We start from the raw sequence: 25,119 nt of genomic DNA on the forward strand, positions 1-25,119 counted from the left end.
TATGTTTCGATTGACCAATAAGTTAGCGGTTTCGAACTTAATTAAAAACCGCAAACTCTACTATCCCTTTGCTTTAGCTGTTCTCTTAGCTGTGACCATCACTTATCTCTTTTACTCATTGACACTTAACCCTAATATTGTCAAGATTCGAGGGGGAGAAACTATCTCTATGACGCTTGCTCTCGGTATGGTAGTTGTTACCATCGCTTCTGGAATTATTGTCCTTTATGCCAATAGTTTTGTCATGAAGAACCGTTCCAAAGAGCTGGGTATATATGGTATGCTGGGTCTTGAAAAGCGCCATTTGATCAGTATGGTTTTTAAGGAGCTTCTTATTTTTGGTTCCTTAACGCTGACAGCTGGTCTTGGCCTAGGAGCTCTCTTTGACAAGCTAATCTTTGCCCTTCTTCTGAAGTTGATGAAAATGAAGGTGGAGCTCGTTTCAACCTTCCAACCAATAGTCTTTATCCTAGTTCTTATCGTTTTTGGCGCTATTTTCCTAGGTTTGATTTTTATCAATGCCTTTCGCATAGCCCGCATGAATGCTCTTCAGCTCTCCCGTGAAAAAGCCAGTGGTGAGAAAAAAGGACGTTTCTTAGGTCTTCAAACCATTCTAGGTCTAATCAGTTTGGGAGCTGGTTATTATCTAGCAGTTACAGTTGAAAATCCACTTTCTGCCGTTCTGATTTTCTTTGTAGCAGTCTTGTTGGTAATTTTGGGAACTTATCTTCTCTTCAATGCAGGAATCACAGTTTTCCTACAAATCTTGAAGAAAAACAAGCGTTACTATTACCAACCTAACAACATGATTTCCGTATCCAATCTCATTTTTCGTATGAAGAAAAATGCTGTTGGTCTAGCGACGATTGCTATTCTCTCAACCATGGTCTTGGTGACTATGTCTGCTGCAACGAGTATCTTTAAAGGCTCTGAAACTTTCAAGAAAGTCATGAATCCACATGATTTTGGAATTACAGGGCAGAATGTTGAAAAAGAAGACATAAATAAACTCCTAGACCAGTATGCTAGCGATAAAGGATTGACTGTCACAAAGAAAGAAGTCCTTACATACAGTAACTTTGGTGTGGCAAACCAAGAAGGTACGAAATTGACAATCTTTGAGAAAGGTCAAAATCGTGTTCAACCGAAAACTATTTTTATGGTCTTTGATCAAAAAGACTATGAGAATATGACGGGGCAAAAACTTGCACTTTCAGGTAAGGAAGTCGGATTGTTTACTAAAAACAAAGAACTTCAAGGACAGAAAGAACTGACTCTAAATGACCAGACCTATACAATAAAGGAAGAAATCAAAAAAGATTTTATTCTTGAACATGTCCCAAATCAGTACAATATTCTAACTTCGGACTATAACTATCTGGTTGTTCCTGACTTGAAAGCCTTTCTTGACCAGTATCCTAATTCTTCCATTTTTAATCAATACTACGGTGGTATGAACGTAACGGCTAGCGAGGAAGAGCAGCTTAAAATTGCAGATGACTATTCAAAATTCGTCAACAACTTTAATAGAGAATTAAACAAAGAAGGAAGCTATGTTTACGGAAGTAATCTGGCTGATAGCAGTGCGCAGGTGAGTGCTCTCTTTGGTGGAGTCTTCTTTATCGGTATCTTCCTCTCTATCATCTTTATGGTAGGAACAGTACTGGTTATTTACTACAAACAAATCTCTGAAGGTTATGAAGACCGTGAACGTTTCATCATTTTGCAAAAGGTCGGACTCGATCAAAAGCAAATCAAGCAAACCATCAACAAACAGGTCCTAACTGTTTTCTTCCTCCCATTGCTCTTTGCTTTCCTACACCTTGCCTTTGCCTATCATATGCTTAGCCTCATTCTAAAAGTCATTGGGGTGCTAGATGCGACCATGATGTTGACTGTCACTTTGTCCATCTGTGCTATCTTCCTCATCGTCTATGTTTTAATCTTTATGATTACCTCAAGAAGTTATCGCAAGATTGTGCAAATGTAAAAAAGATACCTCGATGCTTGTCGAGGTATTTCTTTTATCTTAAATACTAAAGAGTTGTCCCAAGAGGAAGGTTACCCCCATGGTCAGAAGTCCGATACAGAGGTTACGGATCATGGCAGTTTTTGTAGGTGCCTTGCCTAGTTTAGCACTGGTATAGCCAGTGACGAGAAGGGAAAGCGCCACGATAAAAACAGTAGCAGGAATGCGATAATCACTTGGAAAGACAGTGATCGAAAGCATAGGAGGAAGACTTCCCAATACAAAGGCGATAAAGCTAGAGATGGCAGCATGCCAAGGATTGGTAAATTCTTCGTACTCGATACCGTATTTTTCCTCGACCAAGGCTTTGAGTGGATTTTTTAAAAAGGCCTTGTTGGTCAAGAGTTGGGCGGACGTTTCACACTCACCATTTTGAAGGTAAGCAGCATAGAGGGATTGTTTTGCAGATTCGATATCCTTATCCAAGAGCAACTGTTCTCTAGCAACAGCGGCTTCTTCCGTGTCTTTCTGAGTGGATACAGAGACATATTCGCCACCGGCCATAGAGAAAGCACCAGCGAGGATAGCAGCTAAACCTGATAAAAAGATAATCCAGATATTGCTCGTCGCACTAGCAACACCGATAACGACTCCAGCGATGGAAATAATCCCATCATTGGCACCGAGAACACCCGCGCGCAGGATATTGAGTCGGCCTGCAAAGTTTGCATCAATTTCATGTTTTATTTCTGTCATAGTCATCTCCTTTCTCTCCATTATAGAGAAAAGAGAAGGGGAATACAAACTTTTTAAACTATCTGAAAAAAGTTCTACGATTCTAATTTTTAGGCCTTTTGAAGTTTCTCCGAAAAAGTACTGCTATCCTACCGTACTGGACCTTTTTAAACTTATCTATGGTATAATAGAAGATAGATTTATCAATTGGAGAATGAAGGATTTTATGATTAAACTTGTAGCAACCGATATGGATGGAACCTTTCTTGACGGAGAGGGGCGGTTTGATATGGAACGTCTCAAAAACGTACTTGTTTCCTACAAGGAAAAGGGGATTTATTTTGCAGTGGCTTCAGGTCGTGGTATTCTGTCCCTGAAAAAGTTGTTTGCGGATGTGCGTGATGAAGTGATTTTTATAGCTGAAAATGGGAGCTATGTTGAGTTTCATGGTGAGGATATGTACGAGGCTACTATGTCTCGGGACTTTTACTTGAGCACTTTTGAAGCCTTAAAGAAATCGCCCTATTTTGATGAAAGAAAAATGCTCCTGACTGGGAAAAAAGCTTGTTATGTATTGGATACAGTGGATGAGACCTATCTCATGTTTAGCCGTCACTACAATGAAAACATTCAAAACGTAGCGAGTTTGGAAGATATCTCAGATGAGATTTTTAAATTTACCACGAACTTTACTGAAGAAACGATAGAAGCTGGAGAGTCCTGGGTCAACGAAAATGTTCCTGGTGTGAAAGCCATGACAACTGGTTTTGAATCCATTGATATTGTCTTGGACTACGTTGATAAGGGTGTGGCTGTTGTTGAGTTATCCAAAAAACTTGGTCTAACCATGGATCAGGTTATGGCGTTTGGAGATAATCTCAATGACCTTCACATGATGCAGGTTGTGGGACACCCAATCGCTCCTGAAAATGCGCGACCAGAGATTTTAGAATTAGCAGAAACAGTGATTGGCCACCATAAGGACCAGTCAGTGATGGCTTATATGGAGGGCTTATAATGGCAGATATTAAATTGATTGCACTTGATTTGGACGGTACTTTGCTGACAACGGATAAAAAGCTGACAGATCGTACCAAGGCGGTCCTCAAAGCTGCGCGTGACCGTGGCATCAAGGTCGTACTGACAACGGGGCGTCCTCTGAAGGCTATGGATTTCTTTCTCCATGAGCTAGGGACTGACGGTCAGGAGGATGAGTACACCATCACCTTTAATGGTGGTCTAGTACAGAAAAATACAGGAGAGATTCTCGATAAAACAGTCTTTTCAATCGATGATGTGGCACGATTGTACGAGGAAACTGAAAAACTCGGACTTCCGTTAGATGCCATTTCAGAAGGTACAGTCTATCAAATCCAGTCGGACCAAGAGAGTCTCTATGCTAAGTTCAACCCAGCCCTGACTTTCGTGCCTGTCGCTTTTGAAGATCTATCTAGTCAGATGACGTATAATAAATGTGTGACTGCCTTTGCCCAAGAACCTTTGGATGCAGCGATTCAACAGATTTCTCCAGAATTGTTTGACCAATATGAGATTTTCAAATCACGTGAAATGCTTCTGGAGTGGTCGCCTAAAAACGTCCATAAAGCTACTGGTCTTGCTAAGCTAATTGAGCACTTAGGTATTGACCAAAGTCAAGTTATGGCTTGTGGGGACGAGGCCAATGACCTTTCCATGATTGAGTGGGCTGGTCTGGGGGTTGCCATGCAAAATGCAGTTCCAGCAGTTAAGGCAGTTGCCAATGTGATTACCCCGATGACCAACGACGAGGAAGCCGTTGCTTGGGCTATCGAAGAATACGTGTTAAAGGAGAACTAGAATATGGGATTATTTGACCGTCTATTCGGAAAAAAAGAAGAGCCGAAAATTGAAGATGTTGTAAAAGAAGCTCTGGAAAATCTTGATTTGTTAGAAGAGGTTGAAGAAAATCAAACGTCTATCAAAGAAACCCTTGCTCAAGAAGAACTTTCTCAGGTGTCTACAGAAGAAGTGGTTGAGTCAGAAACAGTTGAGGGAAGGGCTCAGGAAGAGGAGTTTGAGTTAGAAGCTGATGAGACAGAGCAAAGACAAGAGCCGGAAAAATTTCTAGAAGAAGAGAACCAAGAAACTGAAGAAGAACTAGCTTCTGAAGTAGTAGAAGAAGAAGAACTTCCTCAGGTTGAAGAAACCGTACAGGAAAAATATGACCGCAGTCTCAAGAAAACCCGTACGGGATTCGGTGCTCGCTTGAATGCCTTCTTTGCCAACTTCCGCTCTGTAGATGAAGAATTCTTCGAGGAATTAGAAGAATTGCTCATCATGAGTGACGTTGGTGTGCAGGTCGCTTCAAACTTAACAGAAGAACTACGCTATGAAGCCAAATTAGAAAACGCTAAAAAGCCTGACGCACTTCGCCGTGTCATTATCGAGAAATTGGTTGAGCTCTACGAAAAGGATGGCAACTACGATGAACAAATCCATTTCCAAGATGGTTTGACAGTTATGCTCTTTGTTGGAGTCAATGGTGTTGGGAAAACAACTTCTATCGGGAAATTGGCTCATCGTTACAAACAAGCTGGAAAGAAAGTCATGTTGGTTGCGGCAGATACCTTCCGTGCGGGTGCTGTGGCTCAGCTAGCTGAATGGGGTCGACGTGTGGATGTTCCTGTTGTGACGGGACCTGAAAAGGCTGATCCGGCTAGCGTCGTCTTTGACGGGATGGAACGTGCTGTAGCAGAAGGGATTGATATCCTTATGATTGATACAGCAGGTCGTCTGCAAAATAAGGACAACCTTATGGCTGAGTTGGAAAAGATTGGTCGTATTATCAAGCGTGTCGTTCCTGAAGCACCTCATGAAACCTTCCTGGCACTTGATGCTTCAACTGGACAGAATGCCCTGGTACAAGCTAAGGAATTTTCTAAGATAACACCATTGACAGGAATTGTTTTGACAAAAATTGACGGAACTGCCCGAGGTGGTGTTGTTCTGGCTATCCGCGAAGAACTCAATATCCCTGTGAAATTAATTGGTTTCGGTGAAAAAATCGATGATATCGGGGAATTTAACTCAGAAAACTTTATGAAGGGTCTCTTAGAAGGCTTGATTTAATACAAAATAAATATCCTGCAAGTCAATCTTGCAGGATATTTTTGCTATTCTAAACGGCCATCTTCACGATAGGCGATATCCGGTTGCCAGGTCCATTTGGCTCCATACTTTTCAAGTAAGTCAAAACTTGCTTGAGGTCCCATACTTCCGGCTTTATAGTCATGAAGTGGGGCACCATTTTCAGCCCAGAGCTCTTCGATACGGTCAATCAATTTCCAAGAAGCACTTACCTCATCCCAGTGGCTAAAGTTGGTTGAGTTGTTGTTCAAAACATCGTAGATTAATTTCTCGTATGGATCTGGTGAGGCGCCGGTAGCAGTAGCATCTGTACGGTAATCCAGAGAGCTTGGTGCCAAGTTAAATTCCTCACCGACTTGTTTACCATTGAGGCTGAGAGAGAATCCTTCAGTTGGTTGGATATAGATGGTCAAGATATTTGGAGCCAATGGTTCTCCGAAGATAGAGTCCATTTGCTTAAAGACGATATTGACATGAGTCCCTTTTTCTGTCAGGCGTTTACCAGTACGGAAGAAGAAAGGGACACCACGGAAGCGATCACTATCTACAAAGAAGGCACCAGACGCAAAGGTTTCTGTTGTAGATTCTGGGTCGACATTTGGTTCGCTTCGATAGGAAATGTATTTCATGCCATCGATTTTACCAGAGCGATATTGACCACGGATAAACTGTTCTTTCAATTCTTCTTCAGTTGGATGATAGAGGTTTTTAAAGACCTTTATCTTTTCAGCACGAATCTCATTCTTTGTAAAGCTAGCTGGTTTGTCCATGGCTAGAAGAGAGAGGAGTTGGAGAGTATGGTTTTGCACCATATCACGAAGAGCACCAGATTGATCATAGTAGCCACCGCGTTCTTCAACACCCAAGCGTTCCGCAAAGGTAATCTGTACATTATCAATGTGCTCACGGTTCCAAACATTCTCAAAGATCATATTGGCAAATCGAACCGCAAAGATACTTTGAATCATTTCTTTCCCTAGGTAATGGTCGATACGGTAGATTTGCTCTTCATCAAAGGCCGCAAGAAGATCTTCATTGAGTTTGCTAGCTGTTTCGTAGTCTGTACCAAATGGTTTCTCAACGATCAAGCGCTCAAAACCTTTGCCATCGACAATGTTTTCAGATTTGAGGTGCTTGGCAATGGTTCCAAAGAACTGGGGTGCCATAGACAAGAAGAAGAGCTTGTTGTGTTCAGCTTGGTATTGATCGTTAAGTTCGGCTTGTAATTGACGCAAAGCAATGTAATGTTCCGTATCATTCACATCATGGCTTTGATAGTAGAAGTGGCTAGCAAATTCTTGGGCTTGCTCGGTACTATCTGCCAAATCAAGGATGGACTCGACAACTACAGATTCAAAATATTCCTTACTCCAAGGTCTACGAGCTGTTCCAATAACTGCGAAATGCTCAGAAAGATTGCCTGATTTATAGAGTCTGAAAAGGGAAGGGTAGAGTTTGCGTTTTGCTAAATCTCCACTCGCACCGAAAATTGTAACAATAACCTTTGATGACATCTAGCTACCTAATTTCTATATTTTTTCCTAGTTGGACTAGGGATGAGATTTCCTCATTATCATAGTTTTTATTTTATCATAATTTTCAAAAAAAACAAAAAATCCAATACGCAATAAAAAAAGTGTAAGGAGAACCTCACACTTTAGTTTTATACGTTTAAGACCTTGTCTAAAAATTCTTTTAGACGAGGGTGTTGCGGATTATCAAAGATTTGATCTGGTGTCCCATCTTCCAGGAATTCACCATCAGCCGTAAAGATAACACGGTTGGCCACCTGACGAGCAAATCCCATCTCATGGGTTACGATAATCATAGTCATGCCTTGCTCTGCTAATTCCTTCATAACGTTTAGTACATCTCCGACCATCTCAGGGTCAAGAGCGGAAGTTGGTTCATCAAAGAGCATGATATCAGGATTCATGGCAAGTCCACGAGCGATAGCTACACGTTGTTTCTGACCACCTGAAAGACTATCTGGATTGGCATTAGCTTTATCTGCTAGTCCAACCTTTTCAAGCAACTCCATCCCCAATTTCTCAGCTTCTTCTTTGGTCATTCGTTTGTGTTCAATAGGAGCAAAAGTGATATTTTCTAGAACGGACATGTGAGGGAAGAGATTGAAATGTTGGAAGACCATTCCAACGTTTTCGCGAACATGGTCGACATTGGTTGATTTGTCAGTCAAATCATAACCATTCACAGTGATGTGACCACTCGTTACCTCCTCTAGAAGGTTAAGGCTACGGAGGAAAGTGGATTTACCAGAACCGGAAGGGCCGATGATACAAACAACATCTCCTTCATAGAACTTAGTCGTAATGCCTTTTAAAACTTCATTTTTTCCATAATACTTATGCAAATCATTTACATCAATTTTTAGTTTTGCCATTAACGAATCCTCTTTTCTAAGCGTTTCGCTAGTCTAGTCAAAAGCGTGATAATTACAAGATAGAAGATAGCAAGAATTGCATACATCTTGAAACTTTGGTAGTTACGGGCGATGATAATCTTACCAGTTTGGAAAAGTTCCACTAAACCGATAGCAGATACAATGGTTGTATCTTTAAGAGCGATAACGAATTGGTTGACGAAGTTTGGCAACATCAATTTAGTCGCTTGTGGCAAGATAATCTTTCGCATGGTTTTTCCATAAGAGATACCAAGACTGCGGCTGGCTTCCATTTGCCCAACTGGAACAGCTTGAATCCCACCACGAACGATTTCAGCGATATAAGCTGCCGCATTAAGTGAGAGGGCAATAGTACCAGCTACAAAGTCATTGATTGGACTTTGTTGGCCTGTAATCGACTCGATGAAGTTTGGAATACCCCAGAAGATGAATGCTGCAAGAATCATCAAGGGAATACCACGGATAACGTCAACGAAAATCTCAGAAATCAGACGAAGAGATTTGTATGGGCTAACGCTAAACATACCAAAGATAATCCCGATGACAATGGCAATTGCAAATGAAATAAGCGCTAGAGCAAGAGTGATTCCAAGTCCACTCAGAAGTTGTTTGTAGTTGTTTTGAAGCAAGCTCCAGATAGTTGTTTCGTCAACCGTACTTGTTGAGTCAGTTGAAGTTTCGCTAGCTAGATACTTGTCAAGAATTTTTTGGAATTCTCCGTTAGCTTTGAGGTTCGCAAGTCCGTTATTGAACATCTGGATCAATTCTGGATTTGTACCTTTTTTAACCGCAAAGGCTGTTTCACCGATTGGAGTTCCAGCGATTGGCGTTTTCAATTTTTGACCTTGGCTGATAGAATATTTGAGAACTGGCTCATCATCCATCACGGCATCGATAGAGCCAGTATTCAGACTGTCATACATAGAAGCGCCATCTGCAAAGGTTTTAATCTTATAGCCGTATTTGCTTTGATTTTCAGTAAGGAAGGTTTGAGAAGCAGTCCCGTTTTTGACTCCGACAGTTTTATCCTTGAGGTCCTCATAAGATGCAATCGTGCTTGATTCTTTAACACCGAGAATCGTATTAGCTGTGTAGTATGATTCTGAGAAGTCAAAGGTTTCCTTACGAGCATCTGTTACAGACATACCAGCAATGATACCATCTGCTTGTCCTGCTTGAACAGCACTAATGGCTGCGTCAAATCCTGGGTTGGTAATCTCAATTTCAAAACCTTGATCTTTGGCAATGGCCTTGATGAGGTCCATATCAATACCGGTGTATTGATTGCTTGAATTTTGAAAAACGAATGGGGCGAAAGATGAGTCGCTGGCAATAATGTACTTGCTTTTCACAGGAGTAGCTTTTTGTCCAGCAGCAGTAGTTGTTGTTGGGCTTGCCGTAGTTTTAGAAGCCGTCCACTTTTGGATGATTTGCTCCAAGCTACCATCCTTCTTCATTTGTGCTAGGGCTTCATTAAACTCGGTAACCAAGTATTCATACTTGCTCCCTTTCTTGACACCAAAAGCAAAGCTTCCAACAGCCTCACCATCCATATTGATGCTGAGATCTTGTCCTTGATTAATCGCATACTCAATAACAGGTTTATCATCCATGATGGCATTTACAGCACCAGCACTTAGACTGTTATTCATCAAATCACCTGTATCAAAGGTTTTAATAGAGAAACCGTATTTATCTTTGATACTTTCGAGGAAGCGTTGAGCGGCAGTTCCGTTCTTAACTCCAACTGTTTTCCCGCTAAGTTCCTCATATTTGGTGATTTTATTCGCCTTTGTGGTAGCAATGACAACTTTTGTATCATAATAGGTATCAGACATGGTAAAGACATTTTCACGTTCTTTTGTTTTTGTCATACCTGCCATAATGGCATCTGCTTGACCTGACTGCACTGCATTTACAGCTGCATCAAAGCCAGGATAAGACATTTGGATGTTCCATCCTTTGATTTCTGCGACTTTATTGATAATATCAACATCAATTCCTTTATAGGTTTGATCTGAATCTTTAAACTCAAAAGGCGCGTAAGCTGTATCAGACACAATCTTAACAGTATCAGCTTTTGCCATACCTAGTGAGAAAATGGGAAATAAAATGAGCAAACATGCTAGTATTTTTTTCTTCATTTTTAGTCTCCTTTTCCGAATATTTTCTCATTATATCAGAAAATGGATGAAAAGGCAAATTTTTATATTTTTGTGTCAGAAAATATAACATCTATGTTTTCTTTTCCTTCTTGAATTGCTACTATAAAATGATACAATAATAGTATGTAATAGAAGAAATGAGGGCAGGAACATGAAGAATAAAAGAATATTTAAAGACTTCCAATCTTCCCAAATGAGTTTAAATATTTACACAAGTCCTTTGTTAGCCTTTGTTTTTGTCTTTATAGGAGAGTTTGTTGCATATACTTTGTATGGTATTAGCTTGTTAGCTCTCATCGGACTTGCTAGAAATTTTGGAGAGGCTGGTCAAAATCTTGCAACTTACTTGCAAACCTTGCAGCAGAGCTTGACGGATAAAACAAGTGACTTTCGTTTAATTTTAGCATTGCTGTCCTTTGGTTTTATTCTCAACACTGTGTTCAGATGGACTAAAAAAGTTGAGAAAAGATCTATTAGAACCTTGGGATTTTATAGAGAAAATTTCCTTAGCAGTCTTCTGAAAGGATTTGGCCTAGGTTTGGCACTTTTTCTTCTGACCTTGTTAGGTTTGGTGGTCTTGGGGCAATATCGTTTGGAATCCATTCGCTTGAATCCTTATTCGCTTACTTTTGTCGTCTTTACTATCCCATTTTGGATTTTACAGGGGACAGCAGAAGAAGTGGTGTCCCGTGCTTGGCTTCTTCCACAATTGGCCTCAAGAACCAATCTAAAACTTGCTGTTGTCATATCTAGCATATTCTTTACCCTGCTTCATGTGGGAAATTCTGGTCTAACACCTCTATCTATAGCGAATCTCTTCTTATTCGGAATCGCCATGGCTCTTTACCTTCTCAAAGCTGATACAGTTTGTGGTGTTGCAGGTATTCATGGAGCTTGGAATTTTGCTCAGGGCAATCTTTTTGGCATTTTAGTTAGCGGTCAACCGTCAGGAACGTCTCTGATGACCTTTTTACCACAAGGCAATCAAGTTTGGCTATCAGGAGGCTCTTTTGGGATTGAAGGTTCTATCATGACAAGTTTAGTCTTGTTACTTCTGATTGTCTATCTCGCTAATCAATTAAAGAAAGAAAATGAAAGGATGTGACTTAGGTCCGTCCTTTTCTTCGTGAAAATGCTATAAGTATGCTAAAATAGGAATAGCACATGGAGAGAGGATTCTTATGATCAATCGGATTACAGATAATAAATTTAAACTAGTATCAAAATACGAACCTTCAGGAGATCAACCCCAGGCAATTGAGCAGTTGGTTGATAATATCGAGGGTGGAGAAAAGGCTCAGATTCTGATGGGGGCGACGGGTACAGGGAAGACCTATACCATGAGTCAAGTCATTTCCAAAGTCAATAAGCCAACTTTGGTCATTGCGCATAACAAAACCCTAGCTGGTCAGCTCTACGGAGAGTTCAAGGAATTTTTCCCTGAAAATGCTGTTGAGTACTTTGTGTCTTATTATGATTATTACCAACCCGAGGCTTATGTCCCTTCGAGCGATACCTATATTGAGAAGGATAGCTCTGTCAATGATGAGATTGACAAGCTCCGTCACTCAGCGACTTCGGCTCTTCTGGAGCGTAACGATGTCATCGTCGTGGCTTCAGTCTCTTGTATCTATGGTTTGGGTTCGCCAAAGGAATACGCAGATAGTGTCGTTAGTCTCCGTCCTGGTCTTGAGATTTCTCGTGATAAACTCTTGAATGACTTGGTTGATATCCAGTTTGAACGTAATGACATTGATTTCCAACGAGGAAGATTTCGCGTTCGCGGGGATGTGGTGGAGATTTTTCCAGCTTCCCGTGATGAACACGCTTTTCGAGTAGAGTTCTTCGGAGATGAAATTGACCGTATCCGAGAAGTTGAGGCTCTGACTGGTCAGGTATTAGGTGAAGTGGATCATCTGGCAATTTTCCCTGCGACTCACTTTGTGACCAATGACGACCACATGGAAGTTGCTATTGCCAAGATTCAGGCTGAGTTGGAGGAGCAGTTAGCTGTCTTTGAAAAGGAAGGCAAACTGCTAGAGGCCCAGCGTTTGAAACAGCGGACAGAGTATGATATTGAGATGTTACGTGAGATGGGTTATACAAATGGGGTTGAGAACTACTCACGCCACATGGATGGTCGTAGTGAAGGGGAGCCTCCTTATACGCTTCTCGACTTCTTCCCAGATGATTTTTTGATCATGATTGATGAAAGCCACATGACCATGGGGCAGATCAAGGGCATGTACAATGGAGACCGTTCTCGTAAGGAAATGCTGGTAAATTATGGTTTCCGTTTGCCATCAGCCTTGGACAATCGACCTCTTCGTCGTGAAGAGTTTGAAAGTCACGTTCATCAGATTGTTTACGTTTCAGCGACACCAGGTGATTATGAAAATGAACAGACCGAGACAGTGATTGAGCAAATCATTCGTCCAACAGGGCTTCTAGACCCAGAGGTGGAAGTCCGTCCGACTATGGGACAGATTGATGACCTATTGGGTGAAATCAATGCCCGTGTTGAAAAGAATGAACGAACCTTTATCACAACCTTGACCAAGAAGATGGCAGAAGACTTGACCGACTACTTCAAGGAAATGGGCATCAAGGTCAAGTATATGCACTCGGACATCAAGACCTTGGAGCGGACGGAGATTATCCGTGACCTGCGCTTGGGTGTATTTGATGTCTTAGTCGGAATCAACCTGCTCCGCGAAGGGATTGACGTTCCTGAGGTAAGCTTGGTTGCCATTCTCGATGCTGATAAGGAAGGTTTCCTTCGTAACGAACGTGGCCTCATCCAGACCATTGGTCGTGCTGCCCGTAATAGCGAAGGGCATGTGATTATGTATGCGGACACGATGACTCAGTCTATGCAACGCGCTATCGATGAAACGGCTCGCCGTCGGAAAATCCAGATGGCATATAATGAAGAACATGGTATCGTACCTCAGACAATCAAGAAAGAAATCCGTGACCTGATTGCCGTAACCAAGGCAGTTACCAAGGAAGAGGACAAGGAAATTGACATCAACAGCCTCAACAAGCAAGAGCGCAAAGAACTCGTCAAGAAACTGGAAAAACAAATGCAAGAAGCCGTCGAAGTGCTTGACTTTGAACTGGCAGCTCAGATCCGTGATATGATGCTGGAAGTCAAGGCGATGGGGTAGAGAGGCCCTTAAGTCAAATTTAATTAGCCAAATTGCTATGTCCTTATTTCAGTAGTCTAGATATGAAGAAAACGGTGAAAATGAATAAAAGAAATTCAAATACAAAAAAGAATCTACCAAGGAAAGAAAGTTTTCAGCATTGGCTAAATTCTCATAAAATTATAGGTTTCTTCCTAGTCCTTGGTCTAATCTTAGGAATAGGCTTAGGTGTTACTCTAATTTTCGAAAGCCTTCCTATTCCTTCACCATACAGAGATATCAACTATAGTTTTCCAATATATATAAATCTTTTTTGCCTGGTATATCAATTCTTTGACTATTGGTTCCTAGACTTGTCTAGGAGAAGGATGACAATAAAAAGGTATGCGGATTTATTTATCTATCTTAATAGTATCGGTTTACTAGTTCATCTATTTTTAGGAGTTGGTGGGAAAAATAGTAAGGGCTTCCTGCCTTCTCTCTTATCCCTAGATCATCGCTATATTTGGTTCCCCATTCTTACTTATGTGTTCTTCTTCCTAGTGGCTACTTTAACCATTTTAATTTCCAAGAATATTGAAAAGAAAAGGAGTTAATCATGCTAAAACATCTAACTATATTTAGGGTTATTTACCTTCTGTTCTTGGTATTTGTCCTGATTCATTTTATCTTAGGCTTGTTTGGTTTAGCTTTTACACCATTTTTGTGAAATATTTGGTTCTTTGGTCTCTGTTTGACCTTATTTATCCATCCATGGACTATCTTCTATAAAACGAGAATCTTTCAATGGCATCATCTGATTTTTCAAGCTCTCAGCGGATTTTTTGCTCTCCTTATCTGGTTTGTGATTTTCTTTATTTTATCTATGGTTCCAGACTCATCCATGCCTATCAATTTAGACTACTATGTGAATAAGGAAAAAAATGAAATTAGAATCATCCGAGGATCCTTGCTCCATGAAACTCATGAATATCACGACTTGGTTAATCCTTTGATTATGAAGTCTAAAGTTAAGTACAAGATAGAAAATTAAATTTTAGAAAGTGAGTCCTATGTCTCGAGCACAATTAACCATTTTAACTAATATTTGTCTGATTGAAGATCTTGAAAAGCAGCGCGTGGTCATGCAGTATCGTTCGCCCGAAACCAACCACTGGTCTGGTTATGCTTTTCCAGGTGGTCATGTTGAAAATGGAGAAGCCTTTGCAGAGTCAGTTATTCGAGAAATCTATGAAGAAACAGGATTGACTATCCAAAATCCCCAACTGGTCGGTATTAAAAATTGGCCACTAGACACAGGTGAGCGTTATATTGTCTTTTGTTACAAGGTAACTGAATTCTCTGGAAGCCTGCGTTCCTCAGACGAAGGAGAAGTTTCCTGGGTGCAAAAAGACCAGATTCCAAACTTGGATCTGGCCTATGATATGTTGCCTTTGATAGAAATGATGGAAGCACCTGATAAGTCGGAATTCTTCTACCGTCATCGTACAGAAGATGGCTGGGAGAAAGAAACTTTTTAGTCTTTTACTAAATAACCAAGCTGATCCAAGGCCTCCTCAATATAGTGGAGGTCTTGTTTATTTTCAGCTTCGACTAGGTGGTAATGGATGCCGTCTGTCAATTCTGAAATCAGAGATTGTTATATTTTGTGGTATAATCTTAAGATATGAAAGGAAGTACCAGAAAATGGATGATAAAGTAATTGAACAATATAAAAATCATGATAATCTTGATATTCGAGTAGAATTGCATAAGAAGTATTCAAAAAATAAACTGGGATTTAATAATTGGATATTTTCTAACTACCAAATCACTGATGAAGTAAAGGTTCTAGAATTAGGATGTGGTACAGGAGAACTGTGGAAAAGTAATAGTGATTCTATAGATAAAATGAAGCAGTTAGTTGTTACAGATTTTTCTAAAGATATGGTAAAAACAACGAAGTCAGTAATTGGAAATAGAGACAATGTTAACTATGAAATAATTGATATTCAAAAGATTTCTTTTGAGAATGAAACGTTTGATATTGTTATTGCTAATATGCTTCTACATCATGTAAATAATATTCCTAAAGCGCTCTCTGAGGTGAATAGAGTCTTAAAAACAGGCGGAATCTTTTACTGTGCTACATTTGGTGAAAATGGAGTTGTAGATTATTTGGCAAGCTTATTTAAAGATGAGGTTAATCAAGATTTGGAAAATAAAACATTTACTTTACAAAATGGCAAAAGGTACCTGAGGAGGTATTTTAACTCTGTCGATACATTACTCTATGATGATGAGTTACAGGTAACTAGTATAGATGACCTAGTTAAATACATCCAATCCTTTAAAGGAATTTCAGAAATAGGTTCGCTAGAAGAAAAAGTCATTCGTAAAAGATTGGAAATACATTTTCAAAAGGGTAAGTTAATCATTCCTAAAGAATATGGTATGTTTATTGCTCGAAAGGAAAATTAAGGGAACGAAATTGTGAAAAATTAAGGAGAAGCTTTTCAATATAAAATCAAGCGGATAGTCTATAGAGCATGCTACAGCTGGTTCTATATAAAAGTCTCAACTTTTTGGATTTAAAGAAGTATCTTGGGTACAAAAAGACCAGATTCCTAACTTGGATCTGGCCTATGATATGTTGCCCTTGATGGAAATGATGGAAGCACCTGATAAGTCGGAATTTTTCTACCGTCATCGTACAGAAGATGGCTGGGAGAAAGAAACTTTTTAGTCTTTTACTAAATAACCAAGTTTATCCAAGGCCTCCTCAATATAGTTGAGGTCTTGTTGCGTTTCTGCTTCGACTAGGTGGTAATGAATGCCGTCTGTCAATTCAGAAAGGGGTCTAAAGTCTGAATTCTCGACTTGTTCCAGAAAGTGCTGGACATCTCGGCGGCAAGTGAGTTTGAGATGGGTTTCAATTTCGCCATAAACGGGATGATCGATTAAGATATTTTGAACGCGTCCGCCATTATCTACAATAGCTAGAAGTTCCTGACCAATTTCTTCCAGTTCATGTTTCACTTTAAAGAGTTTGTGAACGTAGGGGCTGGCATCATTTTCTTTGTAGATATAACCACGATTGGTGGATAGGATAGGAGCCCCATCTGCTCGGAGAATAGCGATATCCTGTACAATGACTTGGCGCGTGACATGAAAGTGCTCAGCCAAGGTTTGACCATTGAGGGCTTTTGGTGCCTCTTTTAATAGTTTGAGAAGAGCTTGTTTGCGATCCGTTGTCATAGTTTTTCCTTTTAGCGACGTTTTCGAAGCACTTTATAGACAGCTAGTGCTAATGTATAGTCTACCATACTATGGACAATTGTTCCAAAACCAACTAGGACAAAGAGAACATAAAACATATTTTCAACGTTTGTCCCTGAAGTAGCATAAAAGATGATACAAGCTAGTACTTCAGCGATAGCGTGAACAACACCCAAAACAAAGTTAAAAATCCAAGATGCCTTTGGTTTATCCAAGGTTTCAGGGAATTTTTTTAAGTAAAATGCTCCCAAAATACCAAAAACGATGTGAGAAAAGGCGCGCAGAACGATAACCATAGGGTAGCCTGCCATCAGGAAGCCGAGACTAGAAGCAATAATCACAAAAGCAGCCATCAAAGGTGATAGGAACATGGCGATAAAGATGGCGATATGGCTTCCTAAAGTGTAAGAAGCTGGTGGGATGACGATTTTAAAAGGCATAATGATTGGAATCAAAATCGCGATTGCTGTGAGCAGTGCAGTCATGGTCATAAACTGCGTTTTTTTCCGTATATCCATAAGAACCTCCATTTATCTGTATATACACAAGTATAGTACAATAAATAATCAGTTAAGTCAAGAAGCATTAGTGATTTTTAAGGGATATTTGATTAAAATATGGTAAAGCATACTAGAAACTTAATTCTTATGTTTTAAATGCTAAACTCCACCTTCAGGACGAAAGTGGAGTTGTTTTTTTATTTCTTCAAGGTTTCGAGACGTGGGACAATTGCTACAGTTAGAATAGCTGAGATAATCAATTCAGCGATTGAGTTTGTAGAGATGACAGTTGCTAGGAGTTTTTGGATATTGCCGTCGAAGACATTTCCAAAAAGGAAGAAGATTCCCCCGAGGACAAAGACGGTGTTGGTAAGGGAACCGAGAGCACCAGCAAAGATGAGACCCGTTCTGTTTTTTAATAATTTATAAACTAAGTAAGGTGTCAGACCAATCAAAACGCGAGGGACAATAGCGATAATCGCAGAATAGATGTTTCCGTTCGGTACGAATGGTGAGAAGAGGTAGCTGGTTGGAAGGATGGTAATTGTGTTTACCGTTAAGCTCAATAGTCCCATAAGAAAACCAAGTGTAACCCCAACCCGAGGACCATAGATGATACTAGCAATAATGACTGGAATATGAACGATAGTTGGTTTGATTGGAAATGGGAAAAGGTTAAATAGGAGAGAAGTTAAAAAGTGGATAACGAGCATAACTGCAAAAAAGATAGCAATTGGAGCAATGTTAGAGCGTTTGTTCATTGAGGGTTTCCTTTATTCTTTCTAAAATAGTATTCAGGTCAGCTAGGGCGCCTTTGCCGTGATCGCCACAGGCTAGTAGAGATTCCTTTGGAGAGATAATCTGATAACCATAGGTCTCTAATGTTTTTAGATTAGCCTGGGTTGCCGGATGATCGTACATTTTTGTATTCATAGCAGGAGCAAGTAGTTTAGGAATGTTTTGGGGTAAAGCTAATGCTGTACTAGTCACCATGTTATCCGCAAAACCGTGCGCAAGTTTGGCAATGGTATTAGCAGTAGCAGGGACAACGATAAAAAGATCAGTTCTTTTACCTAGTTCGATATGATTGACTTGATCAGGATAGGGTTCCTTCATGACATCAAGGTGAACTGGATTCTGTGAGAGTACCTGTAGTGTCAAAGGCTGGATAAACTCTCTCGCTGCCTCGGTCATTAAGACAGTGACATCATGGCCTTGTTTTTTCAAGGAACTGACGAGGTCAGCTGCTTTATAGGAGGCAATGGAACCAGTCACTGCGATCAAAATATTTGCCATGGCTTTTCTTTCTATGAATCGTATGCTTGAATTTTTTCAAGGAGGAGGTTTGCTATTTCCTTTTTGGTTTGAACCGTTTGAAGATGATCATTCTCAACAAAGATGGCGCGATGCTGATTTGCTGAAATTTGAGTGAGGTCATTTGCAATGATTAAGTCTGCTTGGTTCTTGATAAGGCTTTTTCTAGCAATTTCTATGAGATAATCTTCAGAGACATCAACCAACAGTTTGAAACCAATCAAATGAATGGCAGGATTCCATTCTTTGATTAGAGAGATGATTTTGGGTGTTTTTTTCAGGAATAAAACCTGAACCTCGTCAGTTGAAGAAATCTTAGCTTGATGATTCTGCTTGTTTAAAAAATCTTCCAAATTAGAGCTAGCCTGAACCTCCTCAAGCCCCGTCATATAAACAGGTGTGTAGTCAGATACAGCCATTGAATGAATCAAGACTTGATAATCTTGAATAAGTTCTTTCATCTCTATAAGAAGATTATTCGTATTTTTGATTTCTAGAATGGTTAGATGGGGATGAGGTTCTGGCTTAAGAGCACTAGGAGTAGTAATCAAACAAATCTCATGACCAGCAGCAAGTAGGGCTTCGGTGATGATTTTTCCCAAGCGACCTGTAGAATGGTTAGTAATAGAGCGGACACTATCGATAGCTTCACTGGTACCACCCGATGTAACTAAAATTTTCATAGGACTATTGTACCAAAAAATAAAATAGAATCAAAAGAAAGCGTTTGTTTTTTTTCTAATTTTCCAGCAAGATTATAGTTTTTGGCTATAAAAACTTATAAAAAGTAAAAAAGACGACTAAAATCGGCCTTAAAACTTTATGTTTATAAACTTTACTAAGCTTTTTGTATGTGAAAAAACTTTTTTTGTGTTATAATGAGTTATCATATTAGAGGTTAGAGGAGTTTGCTATGAAAACAGATATTGAAATCGCACAGAGCATTGAGTTAAAGCCAATCGTGGATGTTGTGGAGAAACTTGGGATTTCTTACGATGATTTGGAGTTGTACGGAAAATACAAGGCTAAGCTTAGTTTTGATAAAATTCGTGCGGTTGAGAACAATCCAGTTGGGAAATTGATCTTGGTTACTGCCATCAACCCAACACCTGCTGGTGAAGGGAAGTCAACCATTACTATTGGTCTTGCAGATGCCTTAAACAAAATCGGCAAGAAAACCATGATTGCTATCCGCGAACCGTCTCTTGGACCAGTAATGGGGATTAAGGGTGGTGCCGCTGGTGGTGGTTATGCGCAAGTGTTGCCAATGGAAGACATCAACCTCCACTTTACTGGAGACATGCATGCTATCACAACTGCCAACAATGCTCTTTCTGCCTTGATTGACAATCACTTGCACCAAGGAAATGAGTTGGGAATTGACCAACGTCGTATTCTCTGGAAACGTGTTGTGGACTTGAACGACCGCGCACTTCGTCATGTGACCGTTGGACTTGGTGGCCCTCTAAATGGTATTCCTCGTGAGGATGGTTTTGATATTACAGTTGCTTCTGAAATCATGGCGATTCTTTGCTTGGCAACAGACATTGAGGACTTGAAACGCCGTTTGGCGAATATCGTTATCGGTTATCGTTATGACCGTACACCAGTTACTGTTGGTGATTTACAGGTTGAGGGAGCTTTAGCATTGATTTTGAAGGATGCTATTAAGCCAAATCTCGTTCAGACAATTTACGGTACACCTGCCTTTGTACACGGTGGTCCATTTGCCAATATCGCTCATGGATGTAACTCTGTCTTGGCAACAACAACAGCCCTTCACTTGGCTGATTATACAGTCACTGAAGCTGGTTTTGGTGCGGACCTTGGTGCCGAGAAATTCCTTGATATCAAGACACCAAACTTGCCAACTTCTCCAGATGCAGTAGTCATCGTCGCAACCCTTCGTGCCCTTAAGATGAATGGTGGCGTTGCTAAAGACGCTCTTACAGAGGAAAATGTGGAGGCGGTCCGCGCAGGTTTTGCTAACTTGAAACGCCACGTTGAAAATATTCGTAAGTTTGGTATTCCAGCAGTTGTTGCGATTAATGAATTTGTCTCTGATACAGAAGCTGAAATCGCAGCCTTGAAGGAACTTTGTGCCTCAATCGATGTTCCAGTTGAGTTGGCTAGTGTCTGGGCTGATGGCGCAGAAGGAGGAGTAGCGCTTGCCGAAACGCTTGTCAAGACTATCTCTGAAAATCCAGCAAACTATAAACGTCTTTACGACAACGACCTTTCTGTTCAAGAAAAGATTGAAAAGATTGTCACTGAAATCTACCGTGGTAGCAAAGTGAACTTTGAGAAGAAAGCTCAAACGCAAATCGCTCAAATCGTTCAAAACGGATGGGATAAATTGCCAATCTGTATGGCTAAAACTCAGTACAGTTTTTCTGACAATCCAAATGCACTTGGAGCTCCAGAAAACTTTGAAATTACCATTCGTGAGTTAGTACCAAAATTGGGTGCAGGCTTTATCGTTGCCTTAACAGGTGATGTCATGACCATGCCAGGACTTCCAAAACGTCCAGCCGCTCTCAATATGGATGTTGATAGTGACGGAACCGTTCTAGGATTGTTCTAATAGTTTAATTGAATTCAAATGAGTTTGGAGATTTTAATCCAAGCTCATTTTCTATATAGATATAAGTAGTTATCTTCAGTTGATGAGAGAGTTGTTTACTACACGCAACCAGTCTAGCTAAAGATATTTTCCCTGTTTTCTGATATAATAGAAACATTGACTTCAAGAGTAAGGAAGAGAAAATGAACGCATTATTGAATGGAATGAATGACCGTCAGGCTGAGGCGGTGCAAACGACAGAAGGTCCCTTATTGATCATGGCGGGGGCTGGTTCTGGAAAGACTCGTGTTTTAACTCACAGAATCGCCTACTTGATTGATGAAAAGATGGTTAATCCTTGGAATATCTTGGCCATTACCTTTACCAATAAGGCTGCGCGTGAGATGAAGGAGCGTGCCTATGGGCTCAATCCAGCAACTCAGGACTGTCTGATTGCGACCTTTCACTCCATGTGTGTTCGTATTCTGCGTCGTGATGCAGATCATATCGGTTACAATCGTAATTTCACCATTGTAGATCCTGGTGAACAACGTACCCTTATGAAACGCATTCTCAAGCAGTTAAACTTGGATCCTAAAAAATGGAATGAACGGACCATTTTGGGAACCATTTCTAATGCTAAGAATGACCTGATTGATGATGTGGCTTATGCTGCCCAAGCTGGTGATATGTACACACAAATCGTGGCTCAGTGTTATACAGCTTATCAGAAGGAGCTTCGCCAGTCTGAGTCTGTTGATTTTGATGATTTGATTATGCTGACCTTGCGTCTCTTTGATCAGAATCCTGACGTCTTGACCTACTATCAGCAGAAGTTCCAGTACATTCACGTTGATGAGTACCAAGATACCAACCATGCCCAGTACCAACTAGTCAAACTTTTGGCTTCACGCTTTAAAAATGTCTGCGTGGTCGGGGATGCAGACCAATCTATCTACGGTTGGCGTGGGGCTGATATGCAGAATATTTTGGATTTCGAGAAAGATTACCCTAACGCCAAGGTTGTTTTGCTGGAGGAGAATTACCGTTCAACTAAAACCATTCTGCAAGCTGCCAATGATGTCATAAAAAACAATAAAAATCGCCGCCCTAAGAATCTCTGGACCCAGAATGCGGATGGGGAGCAAATCGTCTACTACAGAGCCAACGACGAACAAGATGAGGCTGTTTTTGTAGCCAAAACCATAGATGAACTTGGTCGCAGCCAAAACTTCCTCCACAAGGATTTTGCAGTTCTTTATCGGACTAATGCGCAATCCCGTACTATTGAGGAAGCCCTGCTCAAGTCCAATATTCCTTATACTATGGTTGGAGGGACCAAGTTCTACAGCCGTAAGGAAATTCGCGATATTATCGCTTATCTTAACCTCATTGCAAATTTGAGTGACAATATCAGTTTTGAGCGTATTATCAACGAGCCTAAACGCGGAATTGGGCCAGGTACTGTTGAGAAAATTCGCGACTTTGCTAACCTACAAGAGATGTCCATGCTAGACGCTTCAGCCAATATCATGCTGTCTGGCATCAAAGGAAAAGCAGCCCAGTCTATCTGGGACTTTGCCAATATGATTCTGGGTTTGCGGGAACAACTGGACCAATTAACCATCACCGAGCTGGTGGAGGCTGTTCTAGAAAAAACAGGTTATGTCGATATTCTTAATACTCAGGCAACCTTGGAAAGCAAGGCACGGGTTGAAAATATCGAAGAGTTCCTATCTGTTACCAAGAACTTTGATGTCAATCCTGATAGTCAAGAAGAGGAAAAAGGTTTGGACAAACTCAGTCGTTTCTTGAATGACTTGGCTTTGATTGCAGACACAGATTCAGGCAGTCAGGAGACATCAGAAGTGACCTTGATGACCTTGCACGCTGCTAAGGGACTCGAGTTCCCAGTTGTCTTTATTATCGGGATGGAGGAGAATGTCTTTCCGCTTAGCCGCGCAGCTGAGGATCCTGATGAACTGGAAGAAGAACGCCGTTTGGCCTATGTAGGTATCACGCGCGCAGAAAAGATCCTCTATCTGACCAATGCCAACTCACGCTTGCTTTTTGGGCGTACCAACTATAATCGCCCAACCCGTTTTATCAATGAAATCAGTTCGGACTTGCTTGAGTATCAAGGTCTGGCTCGTTCAGCTAATACCAGTTTCAAGGCTTCATATAGCAGTGGTGGGATTTCTTTCGGTCAAGGTATGAGCTTAGCTCAGGCCCTTCAAGAACGGAAACGTAATGCCGCACCAAGCTCTATCCAGTCAAGCACTCTCCCATTTGGACAGTTTGTAGCCGGAAGTAAAAAAGATTCGACTAGTACAAGTTGGTCTATTGGAGATATTGCACTTCACAAAAAGTGGGGTGAAGGAACAGTCCTTGAAGTGTCGGGTAGTGGCGCTACTCAGGAATTAAAAATCAATTTCCCAGAAGTGGGTCTGAAAAAACTCCTAGCCAGTGTAGCTCCAATTGAGAAAAAAATCTAATTTTCCATCCTTCTCACGAATAATAAAGTGAGGAGGATTTTTATGTACAGTATTTCATTCCAAGAAGATTCACTCTTGCCTAGAGAAAGACTAGTTAAAGAAGGAGTAGAGGCTCTGAGCAATCAAGAATTACTAGCTATTCTGCTCAGAACTGGAACTCGTCAGGCTAATGTATTTGAAATTGCTCAGAAAGTCTTGGATAGTCTTAACAGTCTAACTGATTTAAAGAAAATGACCCTGCAGGAATTGCAGAGTCTGTCTGGTATAGGGCGAATAAAAGCCATTGAACTACAAGCGGTGATTGAACTGGGACATCGCATTAACAAACATGAAACCCTTGAAATGGAAAGTATTCTCAGTAGTCAAAAGCTAGCCAAGAAAATGCAACAGGAACTTGGAGACAAGAAACAAGAGCACCTAGTGGCGCTCTATCTCAATACTCAAAATCAAATCATTCATCAGCAGACCATTTTTATCGGCTCTGCGACACGCAGTATCGCTGAACCGAGAGAAATCCTTCACTATGCTTTGAAGCATATGGCAACCTCGGTGATTCTCGTTCACAATCATCCATCTGGTGCTGTATCTCCTAGTCGAAATGACAATCATGTCACTAAGCTAGTCAAGGAAGCTTGCGAACTGATGGGAATCGTTTTCTTGGATCATCTGATTGTCTCGCACTCGGATTACTTTAGTTACCGTGAAAATACGGATCTAATCTAGAGTTCATTAACAACATAGTCAAACAATGTTTTATCTTTGGGGCGATTTTCAAAGAGAAATTCAGGATGCCATTGAACACCAAGATAAGGAAGACCGTCCGTAGTTGTCACGGCCTCAATTATTCCATCTTTAGGATCATGTGCTACAACCTTAAGATTAGGAGCTAAATCTTTAATGCTCTGGTGGTGGAAGGAGTTGATATGTGAGATTTCTCCATAAATCTCTCGGAGAATGGTATCAGGTTCCGTTACGAGACGTTGAGTCGTGTATTCGGCTGAACAGTCCTGCCAATGATCCTCGATATCTTGGTGAAGCGTACCGCCCATAGCGACATTGAAAAGCTGAGTACCACGGCAAACAGAGAAAATTGGTTTCTTCTGTTTGATCGCTTCTCTGATAAGGGATAATTCAAAAATATCTCTTTGAAGGTGGTAGTCATCACTATCAATAGCCTTTGGTTCACCATAGTATTTTGGATCAACATTTTGCCCACCCGTTAGGATGAGCTTATCAATGATACTGATGTAATGGGTAGCCATTTCTTGATCACCAATCGGTAGGATGATTGGAATTCCGCCAGCGTCCTTGACTCCTTCAACAAAGCCCTTTGCTGCATAGCTCATCATGATGTCATCATCTGGATGAGTTTTTTCATTTCCTGTAATCCCAATAACTGGTTTTTTCATAAATGCTTTCG

General features: G+C 40.7%; 22 protein-coding genes and 2 pseudogenes. 13 read left to right on the forward strand and 11 right to left on the reverse strand.

Going from position 1 to position 25,119, the window contains the following annotated elements; translation table 11 throughout:
* Window position 1 precedes the first annotated feature (1 nt).
* Window positions 2-1,990, forward strand: a complete 1,989-nt coding sequence (locus tag M9H69_RS04925; RefSeq protein WP_250316090.1) for an FtsX-like permease family protein — start codon at window positions 2-4, stop codon at window positions 1,988-1,990.
* A 39-nt stretch (window positions 1,991-2,029) separates the two neighbouring features.
* Here M9H69_RS04925 and M9H69_RS04930 read toward each other — a convergent pair whose 3' ends face one another.
* Window positions 2,030-2,725: a VIT1/CCC1 transporter family protein gene (locus tag M9H69_RS04930; RefSeq protein ID WP_000136037.1), complete on the reverse strand. Its 696-nt coding sequence runs from the start codon at window positions 2,723-2,725 to the stop codon at window positions 2,030-2,032.
* 205 nt (window positions 2,726-2,930) lie between these two features.
* On the opposite strand from M9H69_RS04930, the gene M9H69_RS04935 reads away from it, so the two are divergent.
* The 3 genes from M9H69_RS04935 to ftsY are packed head-to-tail and all read left to right on the forward strand — an operon-like array spanning window position 2,931 to window position 5,812.
* Complete coding sequence (locus M9H69_RS04935) at window positions 2,931-3,722, forward strand: Cof-type HAD-IIB family hydrolase (RefSeq protein ID WP_250316091.1); 792 nt, start codon at window positions 2,931-2,933, stop codon at window positions 3,720-3,722.
* On the forward strand, window positions 3,722-4,540 hold the full coding sequence (locus tag M9H69_RS04940; RefSeq protein ID WP_250316092.1) for a Cof-type HAD-IIB family hydrolase: 819 nt from the start codon (window positions 3,722-3,724) through the stop codon (window positions 4,538-4,540). Before M9H69_RS04935 ends, M9H69_RS04940 begins: the two co-directional genes overlap by 1 nt.
* A 3-nt stretch (window positions 4,541-4,543) precedes the next feature.
* On the forward strand, window positions 4,544-5,812 hold the full coding sequence (gene ftsY / locus M9H69_RS04945; RefSeq protein WP_250316093.1) for a signal recognition particle-docking protein FtsY: 1,269 nt from the start codon (window positions 4,544-4,546) through the stop codon (window positions 5,810-5,812).
* 44 nt (window positions 5,813-5,856) lie between these two features.
* Here the strand turns inward: ftsY and zwf are convergent, their stop codons facing one another.
* The 3 genes from zwf to M9H69_RS04960 all read right to left on the reverse strand — a co-directional run bounded on the left by zwf (window position 5,857) and on the right by M9H69_RS04960 (window position 10,399).
* Entirely contained in the window at window positions 5,857-7,344 is a 1,488-nt protein-coding gene (gene zwf / locus M9H69_RS04950; protein WP_250316094.1) for a glucose-6-phosphate dehydrogenase, read from the reverse strand.
* A 149-nt stretch (window positions 7,345-7,493) separates the two neighbouring features.
* Window positions 7,494-8,234, reverse strand: a complete 741-nt coding sequence (locus M9H69_RS04955; RefSeq protein ID WP_007516801.1) for an amino acid ABC transporter ATP-binding protein — start codon at window positions 8,232-8,234, stop codon at window positions 7,494-7,496.
* The gene (locus tag M9H69_RS04960; RefSeq protein ID WP_250316095.1) at window positions 8,234-10,399 is read right to left on the reverse strand and encodes an ABC transporter substrate-binding protein/permease; all 2,166 of its coding nucleotides are present in this window, start codon (window positions 10,397-10,399) and stop codon (window positions 8,234-8,236) included. The genes M9H69_RS04955 and M9H69_RS04960 overlap by 1 nt, the downstream gene beginning before the upstream one ends.
* A gap of 172 nt (window positions 10,400-10,571) precedes the next feature.
* On the opposite strand from M9H69_RS04960, the gene M9H69_RS04965 reads away from it, so the two are divergent.
* The 4 genes from M9H69_RS04965 to M9H69_RS04980 all read left to right on the forward strand — a co-directional run bounded on the left by M9H69_RS04965 (window position 10,572) and on the right by M9H69_RS04980 (window position 15,089).
* Window positions 10,572-11,525, forward strand: coding sequence for a CPBP family intramembrane glutamic endopeptidase (locus M9H69_RS04965; protein ID WP_250316096.1), 954 nt, complete (start codon window positions 10,572-10,574; stop codon window positions 11,523-11,525).
* A gap of 76 nt (window positions 11,526-11,601) precedes the next feature.
* The gene (gene uvrB, locus M9H69_RS04970) at window positions 11,602-13,590 is read left to right on the forward strand and encodes an excinuclease ABC subunit UvrB (protein ID WP_250316097.1); all 1,989 of its coding nucleotides are present in this window, start codon (window positions 11,602-11,604) and stop codon (window positions 13,588-13,590) included.
* Between the two features lie 691 nt (window positions 13,591-14,281).
* Window positions 14,282-14,602: a hypothetical protein gene (locus M9H69_RS04975; protein WP_250316171.1), complete on the forward strand. Its 321-nt coding sequence runs from the start codon at window positions 14,282-14,284 to the stop codon at window positions 14,600-14,602.
* Window positions 14,603-14,621: 19 nt separating this feature from the next.
* Entirely contained in the window at window positions 14,622-15,089 is a 468-nt protein-coding gene (locus M9H69_RS04980; protein ID WP_250316098.1) for an 8-oxo-dGTP diphosphatase, read from the forward strand.
* Here the strand turns inward: M9H69_RS04980 and M9H69_RS04985 are convergent.
* Window positions 15,086-15,199: pseudogene (locus tag M9H69_RS04985) on the reverse strand (3H domain-containing protein); the annotation flags it as partial. The gene M9H69_RS04980 and the pseudogene M9H69_RS04985 overlap by 4 nt on opposite strands.
* Before the next feature lie 56 nt (window positions 15,200-15,255).
* On the opposite strand from M9H69_RS04985, the gene M9H69_RS04990 reads away from it, so the two are divergent.
* Both M9H69_RS04990 and M9H69_RS04995 read left to right on the forward strand, forming a co-directional pair.
* Window positions 15,256-16,029 carry a class I SAM-dependent methyltransferase gene (locus M9H69_RS04990; protein ID WP_250316099.1) on the forward strand — a complete coding sequence of 258 codons (774 nt, stop codon included), beginning with the start codon at window positions 15,256-15,258 and terminating at the stop codon, window positions 16,027-16,029.
* 115 nt (window positions 16,030-16,144) lie between these two features.
* A pseudogene (locus tag M9H69_RS04995) lies at window positions 16,145-16,294 on the forward strand (8-oxo-dGTP diphosphatase); the annotation flags it as partial.
* On the opposite strand, the gene M9H69_RS05000 reads toward M9H69_RS04995, so the two are convergent.
* The 5 genes from M9H69_RS05000 to coaB form a co-directional block, all read right to left on the reverse strand.
* A complete protein-coding gene (locus tag M9H69_RS05000; RefSeq protein WP_250316100.1) occupies window positions 16,291-16,806 on the reverse strand; it encodes a transcription repressor NadR in 516 nt (171 codons plus the stop codon). The pseudogene M9H69_RS04995 and the gene M9H69_RS05000 sit on opposite strands and share 4 nt — an antisense overlap.
* Before the next feature lie 11 nt (window positions 16,807-16,817).
* On the reverse strand, window positions 16,818-17,345 hold the full coding sequence (locus M9H69_RS05005) for an ECF transporter S component (protein WP_000354636.1): 528 nt from the start codon (window positions 17,343-17,345) through the stop codon (window positions 16,818-16,820).
* Between the two features lie 179 nt (window positions 17,346-17,524).
* On the reverse strand, window positions 17,525-18,088 hold the full coding sequence (locus M9H69_RS05010; RefSeq protein ID WP_001042726.1) for an ECF transporter S component: 564 nt from the start codon (window positions 18,086-18,088) through the stop codon (window positions 17,525-17,527).
* Window positions 18,072-18,623 (reverse strand): phosphopantothenoylcysteine decarboxylase, encoded by a 552-nt coding sequence (coaC, locus tag M9H69_RS05015; RefSeq protein WP_250316101.1) that lies wholly within the window; start codon window positions 18,621-18,623, stop codon window positions 18,072-18,074. The genes M9H69_RS05010 and coaC overlap by 17 nt, the downstream gene beginning before the upstream one ends.
* Before the next feature lie 11 nt (window positions 18,624-18,634).
* Window positions 18,635-19,324: a phosphopantothenate--cysteine ligase gene (coaB, locus tag M9H69_RS05020; RefSeq protein WP_250316102.1), complete on the reverse strand. Its 690-nt coding sequence runs from the start codon at window positions 19,322-19,324 to the stop codon at window positions 18,635-18,637.
* A gap of 230 nt (window positions 19,325-19,554) precedes the next feature.
* Between coaB and M9H69_RS05025 the strand changes: the two genes are divergently transcribed.
* The 3 genes from M9H69_RS05025 (at window position 19,555) to radC (ending at window position 24,422) form a co-directional block, all read left to right on the forward strand.
* The gene (locus M9H69_RS05025; protein ID WP_250316103.1) at window positions 19,555-21,225 is read left to right on the forward strand and encodes a formate--tetrahydrofolate ligase; all 1,671 of its coding nucleotides are present in this window, start codon (window positions 19,555-19,557) and stop codon (window positions 21,223-21,225) included.
* Between the two features lie 182 nt (window positions 21,226-21,407).
* Window positions 21,408-23,699, forward strand: a complete 2,292-nt coding sequence (gene pcrA / locus M9H69_RS05030; RefSeq protein ID WP_250316104.1) for a DNA helicase PcrA — start codon at window positions 21,408-21,410, stop codon at window positions 23,697-23,699.
* A gap of 42 nt (window positions 23,700-23,741) precedes the next feature.
* Window positions 23,742-24,422 carry a RadC family protein gene (gene radC / locus M9H69_RS05035; RefSeq protein WP_250316105.1) on the forward strand — a complete coding sequence of 227 codons (681 nt, stop codon included), beginning with the start codon at window positions 23,742-23,744 and terminating at the stop codon, window positions 24,420-24,422.
* Here the strand turns inward: radC and M9H69_RS05040 are convergent.
* On the reverse strand, window positions 24,419-25,108 hold the full coding sequence (locus M9H69_RS05040) for a gamma-glutamyl-gamma-aminobutyrate hydrolase family protein (RefSeq protein ID WP_250316106.1): 690 nt from the start codon (window positions 25,106-25,108) through the stop codon (window positions 24,419-24,421). The two genes, radC and M9H69_RS05040, sit on opposite strands and share 4 nt — an antisense overlap.
* Between the last annotated feature and the right edge of the window lie 11 nt (window positions 25,109-25,119).

The organism is Streptococcus oralis (assembly GCF_023611505.1).
Classification (GTDB): domain Bacteria; phylum Bacillota; class Bacilli; order Lactobacillales; family Streptococcaceae; genus Streptococcus; species Streptococcus oralis_CT.

Bases quoted from the DNA above. Each gene is read 5' to 3' on its own strand.
- M9H69_RS05005 (WP_000354636.1), bottom strand. From the start codon at position 17,345: ATGGATATACGGAAAAAAACGCAGTTTATGACCATGACTGCACTGCTC.
- M9H69_RS04990 (WP_250316099.1), top strand. From the start codon at position 15,256: ATGGATGATAAAGTAATTGAACAATATAAAAATCATGATAATCTTGAT.
- M9H69_RS04955 (WP_007516801.1), bottom strand. From the start codon at position 8,234: ATGGCAAAACTAAAAATTGATGTAAATGATTTGCATAAGTATTATGGA.
- M9H69_RS05000 (WP_250316100.1), bottom strand. From the start codon at position 16,806: ATGACAACGGATCGCAAACAAGCTCTTCTCAAACTATTAAAAGAGGCA.
- uvrB (WP_250316097.1), top strand. From the start codon at position 11,602: ATGATCAATCGGATTACAGATAATAAATTTAAACTAGTATCAAAATAC.
- M9H69_RS04965 (WP_250316096.1), top strand. From the start codon at position 10,572: ATGAAGAATAAAAGAATATTTAAAGACTTCCAATCTTCCCAAATGAGT.
- zwf (WP_250316094.1), bottom strand. From the start codon at position 7,344: ATGTCATCAAAGGTTATTGTTACAATTTTCGGTGCGAGTGGAGATTTA.
- M9H69_RS05040 (WP_250316106.1), bottom strand. From the start codon at position 25,108: ATGAAAAAACCAGTTATTGGGATTACAGGAAATGAAAAAACTCATCCA.
- M9H69_RS05025 (WP_250316103.1), top strand. From the start codon at position 19,555: ATGAAAACAGATATTGAAATCGCACAGAGCATTGAGTTAAAGCCAATC.
- M9H69_RS04935 (WP_250316091.1), top strand. From the start codon at position 2,931: ATGATTAAACTTGTAGCAACCGATATGGATGGAACCTTTCTTGACGGA.
- pcrA (WP_250316104.1), top strand. From the start codon at position 21,408: ATGAACGCATTATTGAATGGAATGAATGACCGTCAGGCTGAGGCGGTG.
- M9H69_RS04925 (WP_250316090.1), top strand. From the start codon at position 2: ATGTTTCGATTGACCAATAAGTTAGCGGTTTCGAACTTAATTAAAAAC.
- coaB (WP_250316102.1), bottom strand. From the start codon at position 19,324: ATGAAAATTTTAGTTACATCGGGTGGTACCAGTGAAGCTATCGATAGT.
- M9H69_RS04960 (WP_250316095.1), bottom strand. From the start codon at position 10,399: ATGAAGAAAAAAATACTAGCATGTTTGCTCATTTTATTTCCCATTTTC.
- M9H69_RS04940 (WP_250316092.1), top strand. From the start codon at position 3,722: ATGGCAGATATTAAATTGATTGCACTTGATTTGGACGGTACTTTGCTG.
- radC (WP_250316105.1), top strand. From the start codon at position 23,742: ATGTACAGTATTTCATTCCAAGAAGATTCACTCTTGCCTAGAGAAAGA.
- M9H69_RS04930 (WP_000136037.1), bottom strand. From the start codon at position 2,725: ATGACAGAAATAAAACATGAAATTGATGCAAACTTTGCAGGCCGACTC.
- ftsY (WP_250316093.1), top strand. From the start codon at position 4,544: ATGGGATTATTTGACCGTCTATTCGGAAAAAAAGAAGAGCCGAAAATT.
- coaC (WP_250316101.1), bottom strand. From the start codon at position 18,623: ATGGCAAATATTTTGATCGCAGTGACTGGTTCCATTGCCTCCTATAAA.
- M9H69_RS05010 (WP_001042726.1), bottom strand. From the start codon at position 18,088: ATGAACAAACGCTCTAACATTGCTCCAATTGCTATCTTTTTTGCAGTT.
- M9H69_RS04980 (WP_250316098.1), top strand. From the start codon at position 14,622: ATGTCTCGAGCACAATTAACCATTTTAACTAATATTTGTCTGATTGAA.